The organism is Mammaliicoccus sp. Dog046 (assembly GCF_034039665.1).
Lineage (GTDB): Bacteria > Bacillota > Bacilli > Staphylococcales > Staphylococcaceae > Mammaliicoccus.
This window is the reverse complement of record NZ_CP120131.1, coordinates 2,299,447-2,320,710: the sequence shown is the minus strand read 5'-3', so window position 1 is coordinate 2,320,710 and position 21,264 is coordinate 2,299,447. Positions and strand designations below refer to the sequence as shown.

21 protein-coding genes and 1 pseudogene are annotated in these 21,264 nt (G+C 31.7%); 11 read left to right on the top strand and 11 right to left on the bottom strand.

The window, feature by feature from the left end; all coding sequences use genetic code 11:
* Positions 1-4: 4 nt before the first annotated feature.
* From P3U32_RS11475 to P3U32_RS11465, 3 genes and pseudogenes are all read right to left on the bottom strand, one after another.
* Complete coding sequence (locus P3U32_RS11475) at positions 5-2,044, bottom strand: BglG family transcription antiterminator (RefSeq protein ID WP_323703311.1); 2,040 nt, start codon at positions 2,042-2,044, stop codon at positions 5-7.
* A gap of 24 nt (positions 2,045-2,068) precedes the next feature.
* Positions 2,069-3,577, bottom strand: a complete 1,509-nt coding sequence (locus tag P3U32_RS11470; protein WP_323703310.1) for a PTS mannitol transporter subunit IIBC — start codon at positions 3,575-3,577, stop codon at positions 2,069-2,071.
* A 465-nt stretch (positions 3,578-4,042) separates the two neighbouring features.
* Positions 4,043-5,041: pseudogene (locus P3U32_RS11465) on the bottom strand (siderophore ABC transporter substrate-binding protein).
* 177 nt (positions 5,042-5,218) lie between these two features.
* Between P3U32_RS11465 and P3U32_RS11460 the strand changes: the two are divergent.
* Together P3U32_RS11460 and P3U32_RS11455 are read left to right on the top strand one after the other, a co-directional pair.
* Positions 5,219-5,995, top strand: a complete 777-nt coding sequence (locus P3U32_RS11460) for a GH25 family lysozyme (RefSeq protein WP_323703309.1) — start codon at positions 5,219-5,221, stop codon at positions 5,993-5,995.
* Between the two features lie 77 nt (positions 5,996-6,072).
* On the top strand, positions 6,073-6,447 hold the full coding sequence (locus P3U32_RS11455) for a nuclear transport factor 2 family protein (RefSeq protein ID WP_323703308.1): 375 nt from the start codon (positions 6,073-6,075) through the stop codon (positions 6,445-6,447).
* A gap of 35 nt (positions 6,448-6,482) precedes the next feature.
* Here P3U32_RS11455 and P3U32_RS11450 read toward each other — a convergent pair whose 3' ends face one another.
* Positions 6,483-7,478 (bottom strand): YeiH family protein, encoded by a 996-nt coding sequence (locus P3U32_RS11450; protein WP_323703307.1) that lies wholly within the window; start codon positions 7,476-7,478, stop codon positions 6,483-6,485.
* Positions 7,479-7,575: 97 nt separating this feature from the next.
* On the opposite strand from P3U32_RS11450, the gene P3U32_RS11445 reads away from it, so the two are divergent.
* The 8 genes from P3U32_RS11445 to P3U32_RS11410 all read left to right on the top strand — a co-directional run bounded on the left by P3U32_RS11445 (position 7,576) and on the right by P3U32_RS11410 (position 14,201).
* On the top strand, positions 7,576-8,418 hold the full coding sequence (locus P3U32_RS11445) for a LysR family transcriptional regulator (RefSeq protein WP_323703306.1): 843 nt from the start codon (positions 7,576-7,578) through the stop codon (positions 8,416-8,418).
* 145 nt (positions 8,419-8,563) lie between these two features.
* Complete coding sequence (locus tag P3U32_RS11440) at positions 8,564-10,042, top strand: BglG family transcription antiterminator (RefSeq protein ID WP_323703305.1); 1,479 nt, start codon at positions 8,564-8,566, stop codon at positions 10,040-10,042.
* Positions 10,035-10,421 (top strand): PTS sugar transporter subunit IIA, encoded by a 387-nt coding sequence (locus P3U32_RS11435; RefSeq protein WP_323703304.1) that lies wholly within the window; start codon positions 10,035-10,037, stop codon positions 10,419-10,421. Before P3U32_RS11440 ends, P3U32_RS11435 begins: the two co-directional genes overlap by 8 nt.
* An 11-nt stretch (positions 10,422-10,432) precedes the next feature.
* Positions 10,433-10,744, top strand: a complete 312-nt coding sequence (locus P3U32_RS11430; protein WP_323703303.1) for a PTS fructose transporter subunit IIB — start codon at positions 10,433-10,435, stop codon at positions 10,742-10,744.
* Between the two features lie 14 nt (positions 10,745-10,758).
* Positions 10,759-11,211: a PTS sugar transporter subunit IIA gene (locus tag P3U32_RS11425; RefSeq protein WP_323703301.1), complete on the top strand. Its 453-nt coding sequence runs from the start codon at positions 10,759-10,761 to the stop codon at positions 11,209-11,211.
* 18 nt (positions 11,212-11,229) lie between these two features.
* On the top strand, positions 11,230-12,330 hold the full coding sequence (locus tag P3U32_RS11420) for a PTS fructose transporter subunit IIC (RefSeq protein ID WP_323703300.1): 1,101 nt from the start codon (positions 11,230-11,232) through the stop codon (positions 12,328-12,330).
* Between the two features lie 12 nt (positions 12,331-12,342).
* Positions 12,343-13,026 carry a D-allulose 6-phosphate 3-epimerase gene (alsE, locus tag P3U32_RS11415; protein WP_323703298.1) on the top strand — a complete coding sequence of 228 codons (684 nt, stop codon included), beginning with the start codon at positions 12,343-12,345 and terminating at the stop codon, positions 13,024-13,026.
* 167 nt (positions 13,027-13,193) lie between these two features.
* Positions 13,194-14,201 (top strand): LacI family DNA-binding transcriptional regulator, encoded by a 1,008-nt coding sequence (locus P3U32_RS11410; RefSeq protein WP_323703297.1) that lies wholly within the window; start codon positions 13,194-13,196, stop codon positions 14,199-14,201.
* Between the two features lie 15 nt (positions 14,202-14,216).
* On the opposite strand, the gene P3U32_RS11405 is transcribed toward P3U32_RS11410, so the two are convergent.
* From P3U32_RS11405 to P3U32_RS11385, 5 genes are all read right to left on the bottom strand, one after another.
* Positions 14,217-15,443, bottom strand: coding sequence for an Nramp family divalent metal transporter (locus tag P3U32_RS11405; protein WP_323703296.1), 1,227 nt, complete (start codon positions 15,441-15,443; stop codon positions 14,217-14,219).
* Between the two features lie 40 nt (positions 15,444-15,483).
* On the bottom strand, positions 15,484-16,428 hold the full coding sequence (locus tag P3U32_RS11400) for a dihydrodipicolinate synthase family protein (RefSeq protein WP_323703295.1): 945 nt from the start codon (positions 16,426-16,428) through the stop codon (positions 15,484-15,486).
* A gap of 325 nt (positions 16,429-16,753) precedes the next feature.
* Complete coding sequence (locus P3U32_RS11395; RefSeq protein WP_323703294.1) at positions 16,754-17,632, bottom strand: hypothetical protein; 879 nt, start codon at positions 17,630-17,632, stop codon at positions 16,754-16,756.
* A gap of 22 nt (positions 17,633-17,654) precedes the next feature.
* Positions 17,655-17,945 carry a hypothetical protein gene (locus P3U32_RS11390; RefSeq protein ID WP_323703293.1) on the bottom strand — a complete coding sequence of 97 codons (291 nt, stop codon included), beginning with the start codon at positions 17,943-17,945 and terminating at the stop codon, positions 17,655-17,657.
* Between the two features lie 369 nt (positions 17,946-18,314).
* Positions 18,315-19,493: an MFS transporter gene (locus P3U32_RS11385; RefSeq protein WP_323703292.1), complete on the bottom strand. Its 1,179-nt coding sequence runs from the start codon at positions 19,491-19,493 to the stop codon at positions 18,315-18,317.
* A 278-nt stretch (positions 19,494-19,771) separates the two neighbouring features.
* On the opposite strand from P3U32_RS11385, the gene P3U32_RS11380 reads away from it, so the two are divergent.
* Positions 19,772-19,981, top strand: coding sequence for a DUF6007 family protein (locus tag P3U32_RS11380; RefSeq protein WP_323703291.1), 210 nt, complete (start codon positions 19,772-19,774; stop codon positions 19,979-19,981).
* 72 nt (positions 19,982-20,053) lie between these two features.
* On the opposite strand, the gene P3U32_RS11375 is transcribed toward P3U32_RS11380, so the two are convergent.
* Together P3U32_RS11375 and P3U32_RS11370 are read right to left on the bottom strand one after the other, a co-directional pair.
* Positions 20,054-20,236, bottom strand: a complete 183-nt coding sequence (locus tag P3U32_RS11375; protein WP_323703290.1) for a VraH family peptide resistance protein — start codon at positions 20,234-20,236, stop codon at positions 20,054-20,056.
* Positions 20,237-20,308: 72 nt separating this feature from the next.
* Positions 20,309-21,178: a LysR family transcriptional regulator gene (locus tag P3U32_RS11370; RefSeq protein ID WP_323703289.1), complete on the bottom strand. Its 870-nt coding sequence runs from the start codon at positions 21,176-21,178 to the stop codon at positions 20,309-20,311.
* Positions 21,179-21,264: the final 86 nt, after the last annotated feature.

The window sequence follows — 21,264 nt, the reverse complement described above, 5'->3', positions numbered from 1 at the left end:
TAATTCACTCCGTTTTCATTAATTTTTGTTTTAGTTTATTTAAGAAAAATGATTTGAGTGTATTTTCAATTAATACACGGTCATTTAACAACTGATCTATATCATCTAAATGTTCAGTAATTAAAGATGATACTTCGCTCATAAGTTGACCTTGTTCAGAGTTTTTAGGTATGAACATAGAAACGAGCCAATTCACTTGTTGCGCTTGTTGATCTACCGTCTTAAGCGTTAACGGTTTAGTTAATTGTGTGATGATAAGTTGAGGTTTTTTAATTAATTCATCTGAAAGGTGAGGTATCGCAATAGGGTAGTCAGTTAACGCGAACCCTTGTAATGCTATACGCTGATTAAGCCTTTCGATAAATGGTCCTTCATCTTCAATCACTTGATGCTTGGATAAAGTTTGAGCTAAATAACGTTCTAATTGTGTTACTTTTTTCTCTTCAATCACCATATTTTGAATTAAAGATAAACTGTCTTCGATAAACGAAACGGTATGATCATAGTCTTTATAAGAGAGTGGTTGCTCACTTACTGTGTTGTACCGTTCATTAACAATGCCTGGTTGTAAATTTAAAAAGTATTTTACATTTTCGGCATCTGATTCAGGTAATAGTGGGTTGACTGTAATATGAGGATATTTAGTATCAACAGCTACAGTAGAAATCATGCCATCATAATTTGAAAGGTCGATTGATTTTAAATGACTGACTGAAACTTCAGTTGTCTGAGTAATTTCAGAAAAATGTTGTTTCAAACGATTTGAAAGTATACGACTCGTTCCAATCCCACTGCTACAAACGACTAATACGTGCAATGAACGTCGATGTTTTTCCTTTAACATGCCACCGAAGTGTAGTGCGATATACGCGACTTCACTTTTCGGAAAATGATATTCACTGAATACAATCTTTAATCCTGTAGAAACGGCTTTAAATAAATCTTTGTCATACGTTTCTATCATTTCAGTCAGCGGATTGTATGTTTCGATATTGGCTTCCAAACGATTGATGGCAGGCTCTAAATGTAGGTTAAGTCCTTTGAATAAAGCTTCCGTATCTTTAAACTCAAAGCCTTGATTCTCAACGTAATCAATGAGGGCATTAACATGTTGTTCATGAATTTCGCTATTATCATAAGTTGATTCATGACGACGTCGGGCACCTCTTAAATGCATCGTGATAAATGCAATTTCAGAATGATTGAAAGTCAGATCATAAATGTTACTGAGTACACTGGTTAGACGTTCAGATACTAAAAATTCATCAGTAGGCATTAATTCGTTTAAAATATCAGGTTCGATTTCTACATGACCATCTTGCTTAATACGTTCAATTGCTAGAACAATATGGATGGTTAAGGTTAAGTAACTAGCTTCGGTTAATGTGTAAGGCAACGTACCGAGTTCATCCATTAACAATCGTTCAACATTAAATAATCGATCTATATCTACGATGCCTTGTAGGTGTTTTTCATTTAATGTGTGGTAAACAAAGTGATCTTCGACAACAGAATAAACACTATCGCTATCAAGTTTTTCTAACATGATCTTTGCGAGTAGTTGTCTTTTGTTCGCTTCATCGCCTTCGAGTATTAAACCTTCTCCACGTTTTCGTTCAATAGATAATTCATAGGTAACTAAGTCATCTTCGAGTTGTTCAATGATTTTATTGAGTGTATGCGTAGACGAACCTATTTCATTTGCAAGACTGTATAGCTTCACAGGATCTCTGGACTGTATCAAGTTATACAGAATGATTACTTTTCGTTCTTCATCAGATAAATCGATGGTATGTTGCTCGTTTAATGATTGAACGAATGCATCAATATCTTCAGGTGAACCTTCTATGCGTAAACCTAATTTAGGAACTCTAGATAAAGTTAAATGAAAGTCATTAAGTGTTTGTTCGACACCTTTCATTTCGCGATGGACAGTTCTTGATGAGATACCTAAAGTTTGTGCAATATCATGAATCGTTAAAAAAGAGTGAAGACGTTCCGATAGTAATTTGAGAACACTTTTTTCTCGGTTACTGATCATCATTGCACTTCACTCCTTTGTTTAAAATTATTTTTTCAATTCGTTAATGAGCTCTTCATATCTAGGTGAATTTAAGAAATTATCTACTGAGATATGAATGGCTTTTGGATTTTTCTTGATAGCTCTGTCTGTTAAAGTCTTCTGAGTAATAACGACATCTGCATCATCAGGTAGTTGGTTGATAGCAGTGTTTGTGACCTCTATATCTGTTAACTCAGCTTTCTTAAACTTGTTTCTCAACATACCTGCACCCATAGCACTTGAACCCATACCGGCATCACAAGCGAAGATGACTTTTTGTACATTTGAGAAATCATGTGCATCAATATTTTCAGTATCATACTTATCGAGTAATTGTTCTGACTCATCTTCATTATTTTCAGAAGTCGTTTCAGCTGAATCTTCTTCTTTAGTGCCAGTTAAAGCACCACTTACTGAAGATTTTTTACCTTTACGCGCTTCCATTTCAGCAGTTGCTGCTTCAATGTCACCTTCAGGATCTTTAGTGAACTTCAAGATGATAGACGCGATGACGAATGAAACTAATGTTGCTAAGAATATACCTAATAACATAACTAAGTAGCTGCCTTTAGGTGTAATTGCAAAGTAGGCAAGTATAGAACCTGGTGATGCTGGACCAGTTGTACCGAAGTCGAACATGCTAAATGTTGCGACACCTGTCATACCACCAAATATAACTGCGATTAATAATAAAGGACGCATTAATACATATGGGAAGTAAATTTCATGAATACCACCAAAGAAGTGGATAATACCAGCACCATATGATGTTGCTTTTGCTGTACCTTTACCGAAAACCATATAAGCAAGTAAGATACCTAAACCAGGTCCAGGGTTTGATTCCAATGTATAAAGAATGGATTTACCTGCTGTTGTTACTTGTTCAGACGCGAGTGGTGTCAATACACCATGATTAATTGCGTTGTTTAAGAATACCGTTTTAGCAGGTTCAATAATGATACTTACTAAAGGTAATAAGTGATGAGAAACTAAGAAATCAACACCCATACCAAGTACTTTCATTAGTCCTTCAACGAGAGGGGCTAATCCTTTGAAACCAATAATAGCCATAATGAAAGCAAGAATACCTGCTGAGAAATTATTGAATAACATTTCAAAACCTTGAGGCGTTCTAGGAACTAAGAAGTCATCAACTTTCTTCATTAACCAACCAAGAAGCGGCCCCATAATCATTGCACCAATCAACATTGGTGTATCCGGGAATGCAGCAATAACCCCCATTGTTGCTGTAGCACCTACGACACCACCACGAAGACCGTGTACTAAACGACCACCACTAAAAGCAATTAACAGTGGAATCAAATATTTGATCATTGGATCTACCATTGTTGCGAGTTCTTTGTTTGGTAACCAACCATCTGGAATAAATAATGCTGTAATAAGACCCCAAGCAATAAAAGCACCGATATTCGGCATAATCATACTACTTAAAAAAGAACCAAAAGCTTGAACCTTAGGGCCAATACCTTTTTTCTGTTCTGTTTGTTCTGCCATAATTAACACACCTTCCCTACATGTAATTTGTTCTTTAATCATACGAAGATGTAAGCCCATACACAATGAATAGTAAATGCAAGTTTGTCACAGGGAGTATGACATATGTGACAATAGGTAATGAGTTAGTGATGATAGAGCAGTTGTTGCAGGTAAGTCGGGTAATTTATTTTTACAAAAGCGAAATAAATACATTGTTAATGTAATTATACACATAAGTAAGAGTAAGTCACAATAATAAGCGAAGCACGGGAGTGGTGGGGCTGAATAGAGGTAAATAGAGGTGAATAGGGGTGAAGAGACGATTTTCGGCTCAGTACTTGGAAAAACTGAGCCGAAAACAGGAATACCGGCTCAGCACTTGGAAAAACTGAGCCGAAAACGAAAATACCGGCTCAGTACTGAAAAAAACTGAGCCGAAAAACGAAAACAGGGCTGAGACAACGTGTCCCAGCCCTGTTTCTATTATTTAAATGATTTCTCTATATCATCTAGTTGTTGAATTGTAGCAGTGATACCACCTGATCCAAAGAACCATGTGTTTGAATCAAATTCTAATACTTCTTTGTTTTTAATTGCTTTTACATCTTTGATTACTGGATTTTTTAGTGCTTCTGGCATGCCTTTCGTATTGTCCTTCGTTCTATTTATATAGAAGATTTTATCCGGATTATTCTTCGAGATATATTCGTATGAAACAATTTGTCCACTTGAATTTGGTGGCATTTTTGAATCGACGTGCTTAATGCCTAAATCTCCATTTAAGAATCCACCATAACGACCAGTACTGCCGTAAGTTTTTAAACCTTTATTATCAACATTTATGAACATAACTTTGTCTTTGTTGATTTTAGTTTTTGTAGATTTCACTTTATTATCTAATTTTTTAATCAATGATTGTGCTTCTTTTGTCTTATCAAATATTTTTCAGATGTTTGTCGTATTTTCTTTAATTGAATCTATGTAACGATCGTCATCAGGACTGACATAGAGCACTTTGGCATTGGGTGCAGCTTTCTTAAATTCTTCAAAATTCTTTGTATAAGCTTGTCTAAATGAAATAAGGATTAAATCTGGATCTTCTTCAGCGATTTTCTCAAAATTCGGTCGACCTGGATTACCTAAGTTTGTATATTTTTTATCTTGAAATTGAGATAAATGTTTCGGTAAAAAGTTACCATTCGGACCTTTAGGTATAGCAGTAATATGGTCTTGTAACTTTAAATTTTGCATGATATCAAGTGCGCCGTAATCCATAACAATAACTTTTTTAGGGTTCTTAGGAATGGTTACAGTTTCTGTTTTTTTCTTACCGCGTTTATGATCTTTATTCTTTTCTTTATATTCAAACGTTTTTTTAATTGTTACTGAATTTTTGCTGTTGTTTTCTTCTTTTTTGTCGTTATTACTACAAGCAGTGAGCAGCAAAATTATACAAATGATGCCGGATAAATACTTTTTCATGGTGTATCTCCTTTTCTAATTGATAACTATTATCAATTATACAAAATAATCGATAATTAACAATCCTTTTTTTACAAAATTTTAATATTTTCAAAAAGAAAAAATGTATTTATAACACGAATGTAATTTAATTTTATAGGCAAATATAATATCATGGAGCGGGAAAGGAGATTTTAAATGTTTAAAAAATTATTAAGTATTGCGTTTGGTACGATATTGTTTAGTTCAATGTTCTATAATAGTGCAGAAGCTTCTGAACAAGCAGGTACGATGGGACAAGGATATAAAAAATACATAGCTCAAGAGGGTAAACAAGAAAATAAAGCAGGTCGTCAAGAGACAATGGAAGAGGCAGCTGTAAGAGCGAGAGAAAATTCAGTCTTAGATTTGTCAGAATGGCAAGGTACATTGACGTCAGCTCAAGTGAAAAAATTAAAATCAAATTATGACTTTATCATATTGAGAGCGCAATATGGTTCGGATTATAAAGATAAGACATTCGCAACGAACTCACAATTATTAGATGCGAATAATATGAAGTACGGTGTGTACTCATATAGTATGTATGAGGATCCTAATGATGCAAGAGTCGAAGCACGATCATTATATAATAGAGCGCCGAATGCAAGTTTCTATGTTAACGATTATGAAGAAGACAGGGTAACTTCAGGTGATGCTAATGAAAGTACAGTGGCATGGTTAGATGAAATGAGAAAGTATTCAGGAAATAAGAAAGTACTATTATATTCTTACGAAGACTTTATGGAAAATAACATTGCAGAATCAGTTCCATCTTATGATGGTTTATGGTTAGCCGCATATCAAGATACTGAACCAGAAAGAGAACATGTAATGTGGCAATATACAGACAGTTATTATTCTGAAGAGCTCGACCAAAATGTGGATGCCAATGTACTAGGACCAAACGTTCAAACGAGTTGGTTATTGTCATAACAATCATTAAAAAAGTTCAATCCTTTTTATTTATATGAAATACCGTTGTATAATCATCAAGTAAAGAAGGTGAATAAATGGAAGTTTTAGATGCGTACTTTAAATTATTTGATGAGTCCAGATATAGTGAAGAAAGTTTTGAACAGCTCAATGCACTGTTTAGTGATGACATCGAGTTTGTCTTAAATAAGCAGTCTTATCACGGTAAAGCAGCTTGGATTCAATTTGTGAAAAGCGTTTATAAGTCCAACAAAGACTTGAAGCATATGTATAATGGCTGGGTTCAAAATGAAGATGGATCTTATGAGACGAAATGGGCGATTTGTGGTAATCGATTTGAAACAGGTGTATACACACAAGAAGGTATGGATATTGCACGATTAAATGCAGATGGCAAGATTATATATTTAGAAAATAAACCGAATGATGTAACATTCTTCTCAGGACAGTAGACAGAAGTTACACCATTCGATATTTGTTCCAACATTTATGAAGTAGCAAAGAGGTACGCAACGCCAAAAGTAATCACTGATAAAACAACTGATGTGATTACAGTAGCGACTAATGGTTTGAATGCTTTCGTGCGTATTTCTTTAAATGATACATTTAATCCTAGTCCAACCATCGCCATGATTAACAGTAGCGTTGTTAATGTGTTGATCATATTTAACACACTAGCTGGTATTGGAATAAAAGTATGGATTGCACTCATTAATAAAAATCCAATTAAAAAGTATGGAAATTCTATTTTTTGTACTGTTTGATTGGATTTTTTTCTGTTTAAAATGACTAAAAAGCATATGCTCAAAGGAATTAATAAGAATACTCTACCTAACTTTGTTATTAATCCATATTCTAATGCTTCTGAGCCGCCAGCATTTGCAGCTAAAATTACATGGGCGATTTCATGTAAACTTGCGCCCGACCATATACCGTACATTTCCGATGACATCGGGAATATGGCTAAAATAACTGTATATGATAACGACCAAATCGTTCCAAGAATGGCAATGAGTCCAACACTCATGCCGATATCACTTTCTTTTGATTTTAAAATTGGAGACATTGCTGCAATGGCAGCAGCTCCACAAACACCAGTACCTATACCGAGCAGTAATACTAACGATTTATCCCCTTTAATAAAATGATTGATGCATAAAATAAAAACAATCGAAAATATAACAACCCCGATATCTAATACTAATAATTTACTCCCGCTAAATAAAATCTTTGATAAATCCAATTTCAATCCGTAAAGAATAATTGCTAATCTTAAAAGCTTTTTAGAAGAAAAAGCAACTCCCGATGCAATATGTGTAGGATAACCACGAACTTGTCTATAAATCATCGCTATGATAATTGCGATAGCTAGTGCACCAACTTTATTGAACATTGGTAATACAGCTAATAACATACTGAATAAAGCAATGATTAACGTAAATCCAATTCCTTTCACAAATGACTGATTAATGTTCCCGAACATGTTTCTCACCTCACAATTATTGTAAGTAGAAAACGTTCATTTGTGAAATGCTATTATTAAATATATAATATAACAAAAATGATATGAAGGTGTTTGAGTGGAAGATAAATTACGTATATTAAAAATTATCGTAGAAGAAGATGGATTTACCAATGCAGCAGAAAAATTATATAAAACACAACCATCTATAAGTAGAGATATAAAGTATTTAGAAGAAAAATATCAAATTAAAATATTCGAAAAAACAAGAAAACAAATCATACTTACTGAAGCGGGAAGAGAATTATATGATTACGCATGTCAGTTAACAATACTAGACGAACAATTGAAAGTAAGAATTAATCAGCACAAAGAAGAAATACAAGGTGATTTTGTTATCGGGACAAGTCATACATTTGGTCAATCAATGCTTCTAGATTTAACCATTTACTTGCAAACAAAATATCCAAAATTACATATCCATATTAACGTGTATAATTCTGCTGACATCATTAGTAAACTAAAAGACTATTCCATTGATTTAGGAATAATAGAAAAACCAATCCAAGACGAAAAAATCACAAGTGAAGTTTTAACGAAAGATAAATTAATGCTAGTTAAAAATAAAAAAATAAAAGATAACCTAAACGATATAAGATGTTATGTACGAGAAACAGGATCAGGTATTAGATATTATCAAGATATGCTTTTACAACAACACCAATTAACATCTAGAAAAGTCGTCATAAACGACAATCAACTCATTCTAGAACTCGTTAAACAGAATATGGGCTATACTATACTCTCAAACTTCTCAATCAAAAGTCATGACGAACCCTACATCACAACACAAGAATTAAACTTAAATCGAAACTTCTTTATCGTTTCGAATAATGGGAGATATAAGACGCATAAATATCATACAATTATCAATGAAATAAAAACATATGAATTTAAATAGATAAACTTATCATAGACGCTGAGGCAATATTGTCTTGGTGTTTTTTTATAGTATTTTACTTAACTGTCCATTGAAGTGGACACACGTTAATAAAACGCTTACATTATTTTAGTTTATTATAAATATACAGGGAGGTTATTAAATTATGAAGGGAGAAAATGAGTTAAGATTAATAAATTATTTGCTTAAAGCACATACGTTTGTAGATTCAAGTAGTTTAGCAAACCAATTGAATGTTTCTACTAAAACCATTTATAGGCTTGTAAAACGTATAAATGAAAATCATCGGGAAGCGATTATTATTTCGGAAAAAGGAAAGGGATATCGTATTGATGAAAATGAATATGTAACAAACCAAGATTTATTAATTACTCATCAAAATGATTTGCTTTCTCCTATAGAAAGAAGAAATTCAATAACGAAGGATTTATTGTTAATCTCCCCGAAACCTATTTCAATATTTAACATAGTAGATCGTTATTTTATCTCTGAAAGTGTATTAAATAGTGATGAGAAAAAGATAGAAGAAATGTTAAAACAATTTAATTTGGAATTAGAAAGAAAAAATCGACATTTAATGGTCGTTGGTCTAGAAAGTGATATTCGTCATGCATTATTAGAACTTATTGGTGAAGAAAGAGCAACGCCATTAGTTAATAATATAGGAGGAATTAAAGACGAAGATGCAGCGTTTGTTCAAGAACAAATAAGTTATATTGAGAACGATGCAGGAATTGTTATTCCATACCCGTACAATGTGAATATTTTTTCTCATTTATATATTTTGATTATGCGATACAGAAAAAGAGGCGTCATTCATTATGAAAAAGATCGTGACAACGAGGAACTTGAGAAATTAAGAATAGAATATGAATCTTTTTATGAATTGAGTAATCAGGTAATAGAAAATGTCGAAAGATATCTTCGTATTAAATTACCTATAAATGAGAGGGTTTATTTATTCGAATATTTGATATCGTCTCGATTTGAATCTCAAAATGTACAAAATAGTATGGAAGAAAAGAAATATTCACCTGAAGTTATTAATATCACCAATGCATTTATTGAAGGTGCAAGTACGGAATTAAAGCACCCGTTTAATCATTCAGATATGGATCAACAACTTTTGAAACATATTAAACCGATGCTTAATAGAATTGAGCATGGCGTAATCGTAAAAAATAATTTGATAGAGCAAATTGCTATAGAGTACCCTGAAGTATTTCAAGTTGTTAAAAATATAGCTTATCAAATTTCAAGACAGTATAACCTTCAATCTATCAATAAGGATGAAATAGGATTTTTGACTTTATACTTTGCGAAAGAACTAGAAAGAAATCCTAAAAAAATAAAAACACTCATAACATGTACAACAGGAATAGGGACTTCTGAATTACTTAAAACTAAGATAAAGCGTAATATTTCAGAAATTGAAATTATAGATGTTAAGTCTTCTTTTGATGTAACAGATTATGACTTAGAGCAAATTGATTTAATCATTTCGACAGTTCAACTTCCAAATGTACAAACGGTTCCTATCGTCGTTATAAGTGCGATGTTTAATAAGAATGATCAGATTAAATTACGCAAAATGATAGAAATGTTAGGTGAAGATTATGAATGATAACTTATTTGAAAAAGTACAAACTTCATCTGTGCTATACGAAGATGTGATTAAAGAAATGGGTTCTAAATTAAAAGAATCCCAGCAAATAAATTCAGTTGAACAATATGTTGAAGAAGTGATGGATAGAGAAACTTATGGTGACATTGAAATTTATCCAGATGTGATATTACCACATATTCAAAGTAATAATATTTTAAAGACAGGCATTTATTTAATTCAAGGTAATAACCATTATATTGATTGGCATAATCAAAAAATAAAACTTATTATTCTGTTGAATCTTAAACAAAACGAAGAAAAAAGTGTTCAATTAAAAATTCAAAAATTCATGAGAAATTTAGCAGATACATCGTATATAGAAGCATTAATAAAATAGGAGGGGTTAGGATGAATATAGTAAGTATTTGTGCATGTACAGTAGGTATTGCACACACATATATCGCAGCTGAAAAACTTGAAAAAGCAGCAGAGAAAAAAGGACATAGTATTAAAATCGAAACACAAGGTACGATTGGGATAGAGAATGAATTATCAGAAGCGGATATTCAACAAGCAGATATTGTATTGTTAGCTGTTGATGTGAAGGTGAGTGCCAAAGAAAGATTTGAAGGAAAAAGAATTATTGAAATTCCTACAGATGTGGCAATCAAATCTCCAAATAAACTGATAGAAAAAATAGAACAAATTTCACAACAATAAAGGAGAGATAGCCGATGAATTTAATTGATGTTATTGATGAAAATACAATTCTAACAAAATTACAATCCCGCAATCGAGAAGAAACATTAAATGAACTTGTAAGTGTATTTGAACAAGAAAATTATATTTCTAGCCATGATGATTTTCTAAAATCAGTATATAAAAGAGAATCTGAAGGTGTGACTGGCATAGGGAATTTAGTAGCGATACCTCATGGCAAAAGTAATAGCGTAAATAAAGTTGGGGTAGCTGTTGCGATACTTAATGATGTTGTTGATTGGCCATCACTTGATGAAAATGGTGCTAAGATCGTCATCATGTTAGCAGTTGGAGAAGACAATGAACAATCAAAAGAGCACTTGAAATTATTATCATTGATTGCACGTAAATTAAGTCATGAAGAAATTATTGAACAATTATTAAATGCGACTCAGAAGTCAGAAGTAGTATCGATTTTATCAAAATGATAAAGGGGGAAGATATTTATGAAGTCATTTTTAAATCAATTGAATTTGAAGGGGCATCTACTTACTGCAATTTCTTATTTAATACCTGTAGTATGTGGCGCGGGATTTATGATAGCAATTGGAATGGCATTGGGTGGTGATTCGTCTGCGGATTTGACTAAAGCTGGCTATTCTTTCTGGGATGTATTAGCAACGCTTGGTGGATTAGGATTAGGTATGTTGCCGGTTGTTATTGCTACTGGTATTGCTTATTCCATAGCAGACAAACCAGGTATTGCGCCTGGATTAGTTATAGGTCTTACAGCCAATGCAGTTGGTTCGGGATTTATTGGTGGTTTGATAGGAGGATTTTTAGCGGGGTATCTTGTCGTTTTAATCATTAAATATATTAAAATGCCAAATTGGGCTAAAGGTTTAATGCCAATGCTTGTTATACCATTTATCGCATCTTTAATTGGTGGGTTAATTATGGTCTATGTCATTGGAGCACCAATCACACAATTCACACATATGCTTACTGAATATTTACAATCATTAAGTGGTACGTCTAAATTAATTTATGGAATCATCATTGGCGTTCTAGCAAGCGTTGATTATGGCGGACCTATCAATAAAACTGTATTTGCATTCGTATTAACTTTGCAAGCACAAGGTATACATGAACCAATTACAGCATTAATTGTCGTAAATACAGCAACGCCAATTGGATTTGCATTGGCATATTGGGTTGGACGTTTATTACGAAAAAACATTTATAAAAAAGTCGAAGTAGAAACATTAAAAACAGCATTTCCAATGGGCATCATTGAAATAGTAGAAGGTGTATTACCGATCGTACTTAACGATATTATAAGATGTGTTATTGCAACTGGTATAGGTGGTGCAGTCGGAGGCGCAATTTCTATGGTAATGAACGCTGATTCCAAAGTGCCATTTGGAGGAATGTTAGCCATTCCAACAATGTCGCACCCGTTAGGATTTGTAATAGCAATATTAGCAAATGTACTTGTAACAGCGGTTGTACTCGTAATATTGAAAAAACCAGTCAATGAAAGTGAAGAAATGGTAAGTGAAATTGAAGAAGAAGATATAGAATTAGGCGATTTAAAAGTTTACTAAAGGAGGCAAATAATGAAAAAAACAAAATTTTCACCATCATTAATGACGATGGATTTAGATAAATTTAATGATCAAATTACATTTTTGAATAATCATGTTGAATCGTATCATGTTGATATTATGGATGGGCATTACGTTCCAAATATTACACTTTCACCATGGTTTATAGAACAAGTGAAAAAAATATCCGACGTTCCTATATCCGCGCACTTGATGGTAACTGATCCGGCATTTTGGGTTGATGAGCTATTGAAAGTCGATACAGATTATATATGCATCCATGCTGAAGTTATTAATGGCGTAGCTTTTAGATTGATTAATAAAATACAAGATCATAATAAAAAGGTCGGCATCGTATTAAATCCTGAAACACCAATTGATACGATCAAGCCTTATATCAAATACTTAGATAAAATCACAATTATGACTGTAGATCCAGGGTTTGCTGGCGAGAAATTTATAGATGAGACGTTAGACAAGATTGTTGAACTTAGACAGTTGAGAGAAGAAAATAATTATAATTATTTAATTGAAATGGACGGTTCATCTAATAAGAAAACATTTAGTAAAATTCAAAGAGCGAATCCAGATATTTATATATTAGGAAGAAGCGGATTATTTGGATTGGATGATGAAATAGATAAAGCGTGGTATAAGATGATTGATGATTTTAATGAAGCATTATCACAAGTATAAAATTTAATAATAAAAAGCGGCACTCATGTTAAGAAATTTATTTTTACATGAGTGCTTTTTCCTGTCTTCTATATTCCTTTTAGTATCATTTTACATTTCGAATTATGTATAATTGAAGTAAGATGAAAGTATTTACAAATGTCGTTAAGGAACAAAAGGGGTATTCTATGAGAAACAAAAGAATTAGTATTAAAGATATTGCGGAGAAAGCAAATGTTTCTATTGCGTCTGTTTCTAGAGTGATTTCAAATAAACCTGGCGTTGGTAAAGACACAGAGAAAAGAATTAGAAGTATTATGGATGAATTGGGTTATAAACCTAATATCAATGCGAGAAGTTTAGTGAAAAAGAATACTGGTAATATTGGTGTTATTATACCTGGTGGTTTTACTACATTGCAGAATTCTTTTTTCTTAACAATTATTGAAGGTATTTCTAAAATAATAGATACAACAGAATACAATTTGATTATTTCTTTTACGAGTAAGCAACATGAGAAAATGCTTGATACAAATATTGTTGATGGCATATTAGTTTTAGCCCCGAGAGAAAATGAAATCAATCTACAATGGTTGAGTGATTTAAAATTGCCTACTGTAATTATTGGAAGTTTTATAGATGATTCTAACTTTGATATTGTAAGTGCTGATGAAAAATCAGGTGTGCGATTTTCTGTTGAAGAATTATATAAAAAAAATCATCGTCATATCGCATTGATCAACGGGCCGTCTACTTCATACCAAAGTAAAATTTATGAACAAGGATATAAGTCGATTGTTAATGAATTAGGTTTAGAAAAATATATTTTAGAATTAGATGAGTTTGACATTAAAGGTCAGGAACAACTCGTTGAAGAATTTTTAAATGATCACAAAGAAATTACTGGCATGATTTGTTCATCCGATAATATTGCGCTAGGGATTATTAATGTTGCTAAGGAACTTAATATAGATATTCCTGGACAATTATCTATTATAGGTAGTGATGATACACCTGTGAGTCATTTAATTACGCCAAAATTGTCAACGACACATGTTGATTTGAAAGAAATTGGAGAGACAGCCGTAACGCGGTTATTAATAAGATTATCGAATGAAAAAGAAGAACTTCGTCGAATGAATTGCATTTTTCCTATGAAATATATCGAACGTGAAACAACAACTTTCTTGAAATAAGAAAGTTGTTGTTTTTTAAAACATATTTATAACAGAGGCGACTATTAATCCAACACAGAATATATAACTGATGACCATTGCGATTTGTAGTAGATAAGGTCTCTTTTCTCCTTTGTTGACATCTTTTTTCAACAGAAGAATGGTCATAAATAATCCTGCAACAGGTGTCGCGATAGATGTTGCGATATTTGAAATGTAAATAAGTTCTATCGGTGATCCACCGTAGCTAAAGCTAATAATTGATGAAATGATGAGTACAATAACTGCACCTATTTGTATTGATTTATGATCTAAGTTAGTTGGCTTATCAAAACCAGCATTTAATAATACAACTGAACGATGTGTATTACCTAACAAAGATGAGAATGCAGCTGCTAATAATGCAACACCCATAACAATTGGTGCAAAGCGATGACCTAAAAATGGTTTCAATAAATCGCTTAATTGTGTAGGTGATGTAATTGATAAATTATAAGGATGTAAAACAATCGCACCAACTAACACGATTGCTCCACTGACAATAATGACACCGACAACATGAGCTAAAGCATCTGCTAACATACCACCATTATATAAATCATCTTTAGACCATTTCTTCTCTTTACTTAGATAGGTTCCATAAATACCAGTTGTAATAGATGCATGAGTGCTTATAAAACCTAATGCAAGCAGCAAGCTACCACCAGGTAACTGCCAATGCGTTAAACCGCTCGTCATTAGTTTAACATCTGGTCCACCAACACTCGCTAAAGAAATGTAAAATGCAATGATCATACCGAAAATACAAAGCAGAATGAGTTTTTCAACTTTTGTATATACATTTTTAGAAAAGTAACAATAAATGAGTACAAGCAACATAATGATTGCACCAATTTTCCAGTCGATACCAAACAATAAGTTCATTGCTGCACCGGTACCTGAAATGTTACCTATTGTAAAGAATACGCATGATAAAAAGGTCGAAACACCAACTAAAATCGAGGCGGGTCGTCCAAAATAATGCCTAATCGCTTTTATTGATGGCATACCTGTCAGTAAAGTAATTCTATATGATGCGATGACAAAGGTAACACCCATAAATGCTATAGGGATAAATAACCATAGTAAGCTGTAACCGTAAGATGCGCCAACCATAGAAGCGGTTGTAATTACGCCAGGACCAATGACGACACCGGTTAATACGATGCCGGGACCAATACGTTGGATGAGTTTAATAAAGTTTAATCTTTTTACATTTTCCAATAGTCATCACCACAGATTTGTTTAGAAGTTACACGAACTTCTAGTATTTTATTTTGTCGAGTAGTCCTACAGATTTTAATCCTTCAGTAATTTCATCCTTTTCTTGTTGAGTTAAAGGTTCTACCGGTTTTCGTGCGTGATTTGTTTTGATGATGCCACGTTGATACATTGCTTCTTTCATACGTAAATGAGAGCTTGATGATGGTTGATCCATTTTATAAATGGCGTGTTTTAATTTGAATATTTCATCGTATGTCTTTTTAGCAGAAGCGATGTCATCGTTTTTAACATGATTTACTAAATCAGAGATTAAATCAGGAACGAAACATCCAAATCCTACTAGTGCACCTTCAATACCTTGAACTAAAGTAGGTAACAAGTATTCGTCATGACATGTAAGTATCGCACAATCGGGTGCTTGTGCTTGTAAATTTCGAACGTGTAGTTCGTAAGTTGCGATGTCCCTTTCACCTAATTTGAAAGCTACTACATTTGGGATTTTAGCCATATCTAATAATTGTTGAGTTGAATAAGAAGATTTTGTATCAGCAGGATATTGATGTACAACGATGCCAATATCAATTGCTTCTGCGACATCAGTAAAGTAATTAACAGGTGAGTCATCTTGCATACTAAATCGTAACCAAGAATGTGGAGGCATTAATAAGATAGCTTCGCCACCAGCTTTTTCAACAGCTTGTGCATGTTGGATCGTTTCAATTGTACCTTCTGCCGAAACACCAGAAATAACAGGAATCTTACCTTGTAATTCATCGACAGCAATACTAACGACTTTCGCACGTTCTTCAGGTAATAAAGTCATAATTTCGCCAGTATGACCATTAACGACAATGCCGTTCACGCCATCATGATCTGCGACCCATCTTACTAAATCTCTGAAACTTTGTTCGTCAATTGAATCATCATCATTAAAAGGTACTAATACAGCTGGGAATACGCCACTCCATTTTTCTTTGTTTTTCATATTAAACACCCCTAAAGTTAATTTACGTAAACGTTTACGTTAAAGAGAATACTAAAGTAAGCGTTTCCATTTGTCAACGAATTTATTATAATTTTTCACTAAAAATATAAAAAGACCCCTACCTTCGAATTGAAATTCAAAGGTAAGGGTGCACTTCATATTAAAAAAATATTTCTATATAAGGGCCAGATTCTCTATTGTTTTTGTTTTCCAATTAATACTTATGTACTTGAATTTGTAAACTATCAAACATAAAAGTACTGTACCGAGAGCTTGTATTTAAATATAAAAAAAACCATTACACAATGTAATGGTTTAAAATGATTTATTTTTCTTTTACTGAATCGTCATCTGGTTGATCTAATTCAAATTTTTCTGTTTTATCTCCAACTTCAGTAACTAAATATCTGTAATCTTCGTAAGCTGGCTCACTGTAGCCATTATCTTCCTCAGTATAATCTATGTCACTCAAACCTGCTATTTTTGTATCATATAATTCCATCGGTGAGACTACATTAGTGAAATAACTTCCATAAATATCAGGATTGGCAGCTTCTTTACTATCCCTATAGATTCCATTTTTACTGTCTTCATCGAAATCATGTCCAGCTAAATTTATAAATTCTTTTTCTGTACTATTTCCTGTTTCGTCAGTAGAAGCTTCTATAGTTAACTTTTCAAAAGATGGTTCTTTGTATTTAGTGTTTTCAACTTTCTTAGCTATTTTTTTGTACAAGTTTAAATGTTTCTTAATTTTTTCATTTGATGTCATGTCATCAGATTCATTATTATTATCTCCATTTCGATCTAAGACCGTTTCATCATCTTCTATATTAGACTTATAATTATTTAATGTTTCGGTTTGGACCTTAGAAAAACTTTCTTTATCTCTATTTTTTATATAATCTATTTTTTCGTTATCTTTCATTTTAATGATTTTTCCTAAAGTCGTATTAGAGGAGTCTTCGCTCATGTCATCATTGTATACTGCTATTTTATTATCTTTACTGACTATGTATTTTACGATTTCAGAATCTTTTCCTAAACTCGCACTATCATCTGAGCTGTTTTTTACTACATAGGAAATTGATTCTTTTCCGTCATTAAATATGTCACTATACTTAACTGTTTCTTGTTCATTTACTTTGCCACAACCTGCCAAAATAATAGTGAATATACTGAATACTGTAATTATTTTTTTCATGTTCTATTTTCTCCTCAATTCTTTATTCTATTTTCTTGAATTTCATTCCATCAAGTATCAATTTATCGTCTTTATATTTAAGATCAGCTTTTTCTCCATCGATATTTGCTTTTAAATCACCATTATCCTTCTCTTCAATCTTTCCTTTTAACGTTAAACCACTTTGTGTGATCTCAAATACATTATCATCTATTTCTAATTGATACCCCTCATTATGTTCGTCTTCCCAGTTACCTTGAATTTTATCTTTAGTAGTACCACAAGCTGTTAAAATAACAGATACTAGCAATAATGGAATAAAAATTTTATTCATGACAATCCCCCTGTGAATATATATAATTATTAAAATATTTAATGCAATGTTATCATACTTTTCTTTATATATTCAATATAAAATTAAAAATAAAATAAGTGTAGTATTTTTCGTATTAAAAATTTCTGTAATTAATATATTTAAAAATCTATATTAAATAAAATACTAAAATAAGTGTTACGAGCCGATGATGATTTTATTATAATTTTTCACTAAAAATATAAAAAGACCCCTACCTTCGAATTGAAATTCAAAGGTAAGGGTGTACTTTATTTAAGCTTGAATATTGTTGAAGTGTGTTATGTTTGCGCATAGTTTAACAAGTTACCACTGTAATAAAACAGAGATTAAACCGACTATTTATTGCTTTTAAATAATTCTTTTTTTCTTTTGTAATTTCACATTATAAATATAAAGAAGTAATGGTATTACTAATAGAGCAGAACAAATAATAAACGTTAAATTATAGCCTAATTTTAAAATTATAAATCCAAAGATTATTCCTGATAGTATTTCACCTAAAGCTCCTGAAGCGCCATTTAAAGAAAATATAGTTGCCATACTTGTTGATTTATTAGACATTTCTTGGTTTAAAGCATTGTTAATTAAAGCGTTCATTAAATCATCTGCTATTGTTACTAAAGAAATACTGATAAACGCAACAACCTTTTTCCCGATCGATAATAATAAAATCAACAATATAGCTATAAATGTAATTAAAACATTATACTTTTCTGGTACTTGATTTAATTGTTTATCAAACATAGAAAACATATGTAATAGTATTAATAAAGCAATGCCTCCTACTGTAGTGACAAAGCCAAAAGTTGCTTCGTCTATGTTTATATGTTGAAAGTATGGTTGCCAATATCTATCAATGGTGTCTATGACAAAAGCAAAGAAGAAACTAGCTATGATAATGTTCAATGTTCTTTTATTTTTTAACAGTGTAACGCTTGAATTTTTAATAATATCAACTATAGAGCTTTGATTTTCTTCAGTTACATGCTGTTTATTTTTGCTGATTTTTACAAAAGTGATTAAATATAAAGTTAAAATTAATGAACTCATTCCAGCCAATGCAAACGGTAAAAACTCATTCACTTTATATAAAATCCCTGATAAAGGAGAAATTATAATGATGAACAAAATAAATATCTTTGTATTATTGAAGAGTACCTTTGAAAACTCATTTGGTTTTACTACTTGACTGATCCAAGATTCAAACGTTCCTGAAAATAATGTCTCAGACAAAGCCCAAGTTAATAACAATGTTATTAGTATCAGTACATTAGAAGAAAGCGGGAATAACAGCCAAGTTATTGAAAGACATATGAAGGAGGTTATTAAATTGGATTTAATTCCAAATTTATCAGCAATAGCCCCAGAAGGCACTTCAAATATGAATTTCATTATTTCAAAAACAGTTCCTATTACTCCTAATAAAAAAAGATTATATCCTGAATTATATAAATATATAATCCAAATCGGAGCATAAAATCCTATAGTAATACCCCTCAAAAGTGAAACTATGTATAGTTCTTTCATTTTATCGATACAACTCCTTTAAATTTGCAGGGGATGCAATTTTTATAAAACATTTTTTATATAATATTACACTAAAAATGATTCTTTAGTAAAGGTGTATTTTTAGCATAATTTCTTTAAAGCTAGGGTTATTGGAAATGGCATGAATTCGGTTTATGTAAGCAAGATAAGAGGAATGATAAATTAAAATTCAAAAAACAAAATGTGTTTATTTTACAGGATATGGGATATTTGATATTTAGAAGCATGTTCAGTTTTTGTAAAAAGAAGGTGAGATAATGGATAATCTAAAAGAATCATTAAATAATTTAGGGTGGCTAGATTTAATTTTCTTAATACCTTTATTCTTCTTATACTCATATTTACCTACTTATAATGTATTAAGTTTTATATTGAATGTAGTAATTGTTATTTTAGTCTCTATAGGATTAGCTACTTTATCATTAACAATAAAAAGTATTTTGAAAAATAAACATCCCAAAAGTTGAATGAGAACATTCGACTTTTGGGATGTTTTGAATTTTAATGTAAAAGTATTTAATGATTATAAATAAAGCATCTTATGATTTATAGTTCTTTAAGTAATAAGCGCCACCTAAAAGTCCAGCAGGGATACCGAATATTGGTGTGAATATGCTGCTTAAGACAAGTGCAGCAACTGCTAATACAGCAATGTTATACTTATTTAACTCTAAATCTAATAAATCATCAAAACTTTTCTTTAATACATCTTTGATTTTCAAGAGAAGCACCTCTTTCCGTAATGGTTTTATTTACCATATTATAATTTAAAATTGTAATATAAGTCAAAATTTTTATAACTCTATTGAAAAGACACTTTCAATAAATGAAGATACACTTTCTTTATGAGTTTGTGCATTGTAAAGAAGGTTCGTCTTGAGCGTTGTAAATTCATAATCTAAAGGAACTAAGTGTAATTGATTTTCTGCTAATTGCTGATCAACAACAAATTGAGGTAACAATGCAATGCCTCCGAAGTTTTTCAAATGAAGGAGTAAGGATTCTATACCAAGGAATTCTATTTTTTGCATCGGATTGATATTGTTTTTAAAAAGTATGCTCTCCATTTGTTCCCTATAACTACAGCCTTTTTCAGTAAAAAGTATAGTTGATCGTTCTATATCGCTTAATTGAAATGTTGAAAGTGGTTCACGTGTAACTAGAACGAGTTTGTCTTCTGAAATAGGGATGTTGTTTAAAGAATGATTGATAATATACTCATCAGTAATTAACGAAATATCCGTTTCAAAATTGGATAATTCTTCTTTAAGGTGAAAATTAGAATGTGCTGTTTTAAAAGTAATATTCACATTAGGATGATCGATAAGCCATTTACTGATTTTATCTGCATATCTATAGATAAATTGGCTTTCTTGCATATGAACAGCTAAACTTTCGGAATGGTGATATAAACCCTTGATTTCCTTTTCGAATTCTATATTACTATCGATGATATTTTGTGCATATTTTACATAAGTTAAACCTTCGTTCGTTAATTCAATGCCGTATTTCTTTCTATGAAAGAGGGTTACACCTAATTCGTTTTCTAGTTTTTCAATATGACCTGATACGGTCGATTGAGAATAATTTAATAAACTCGCAGTTTTAGATAGATTTTTAGTTTCACTTGCTACTAAAAAGGTCTTAATAAAATTAATATTCATCATGTACTCCAATCAATAATCGCTTTTCGTGATATCTGATATCTTAAAAATCAATTTTAATAATAACATAAAGTAGAGTAATATGA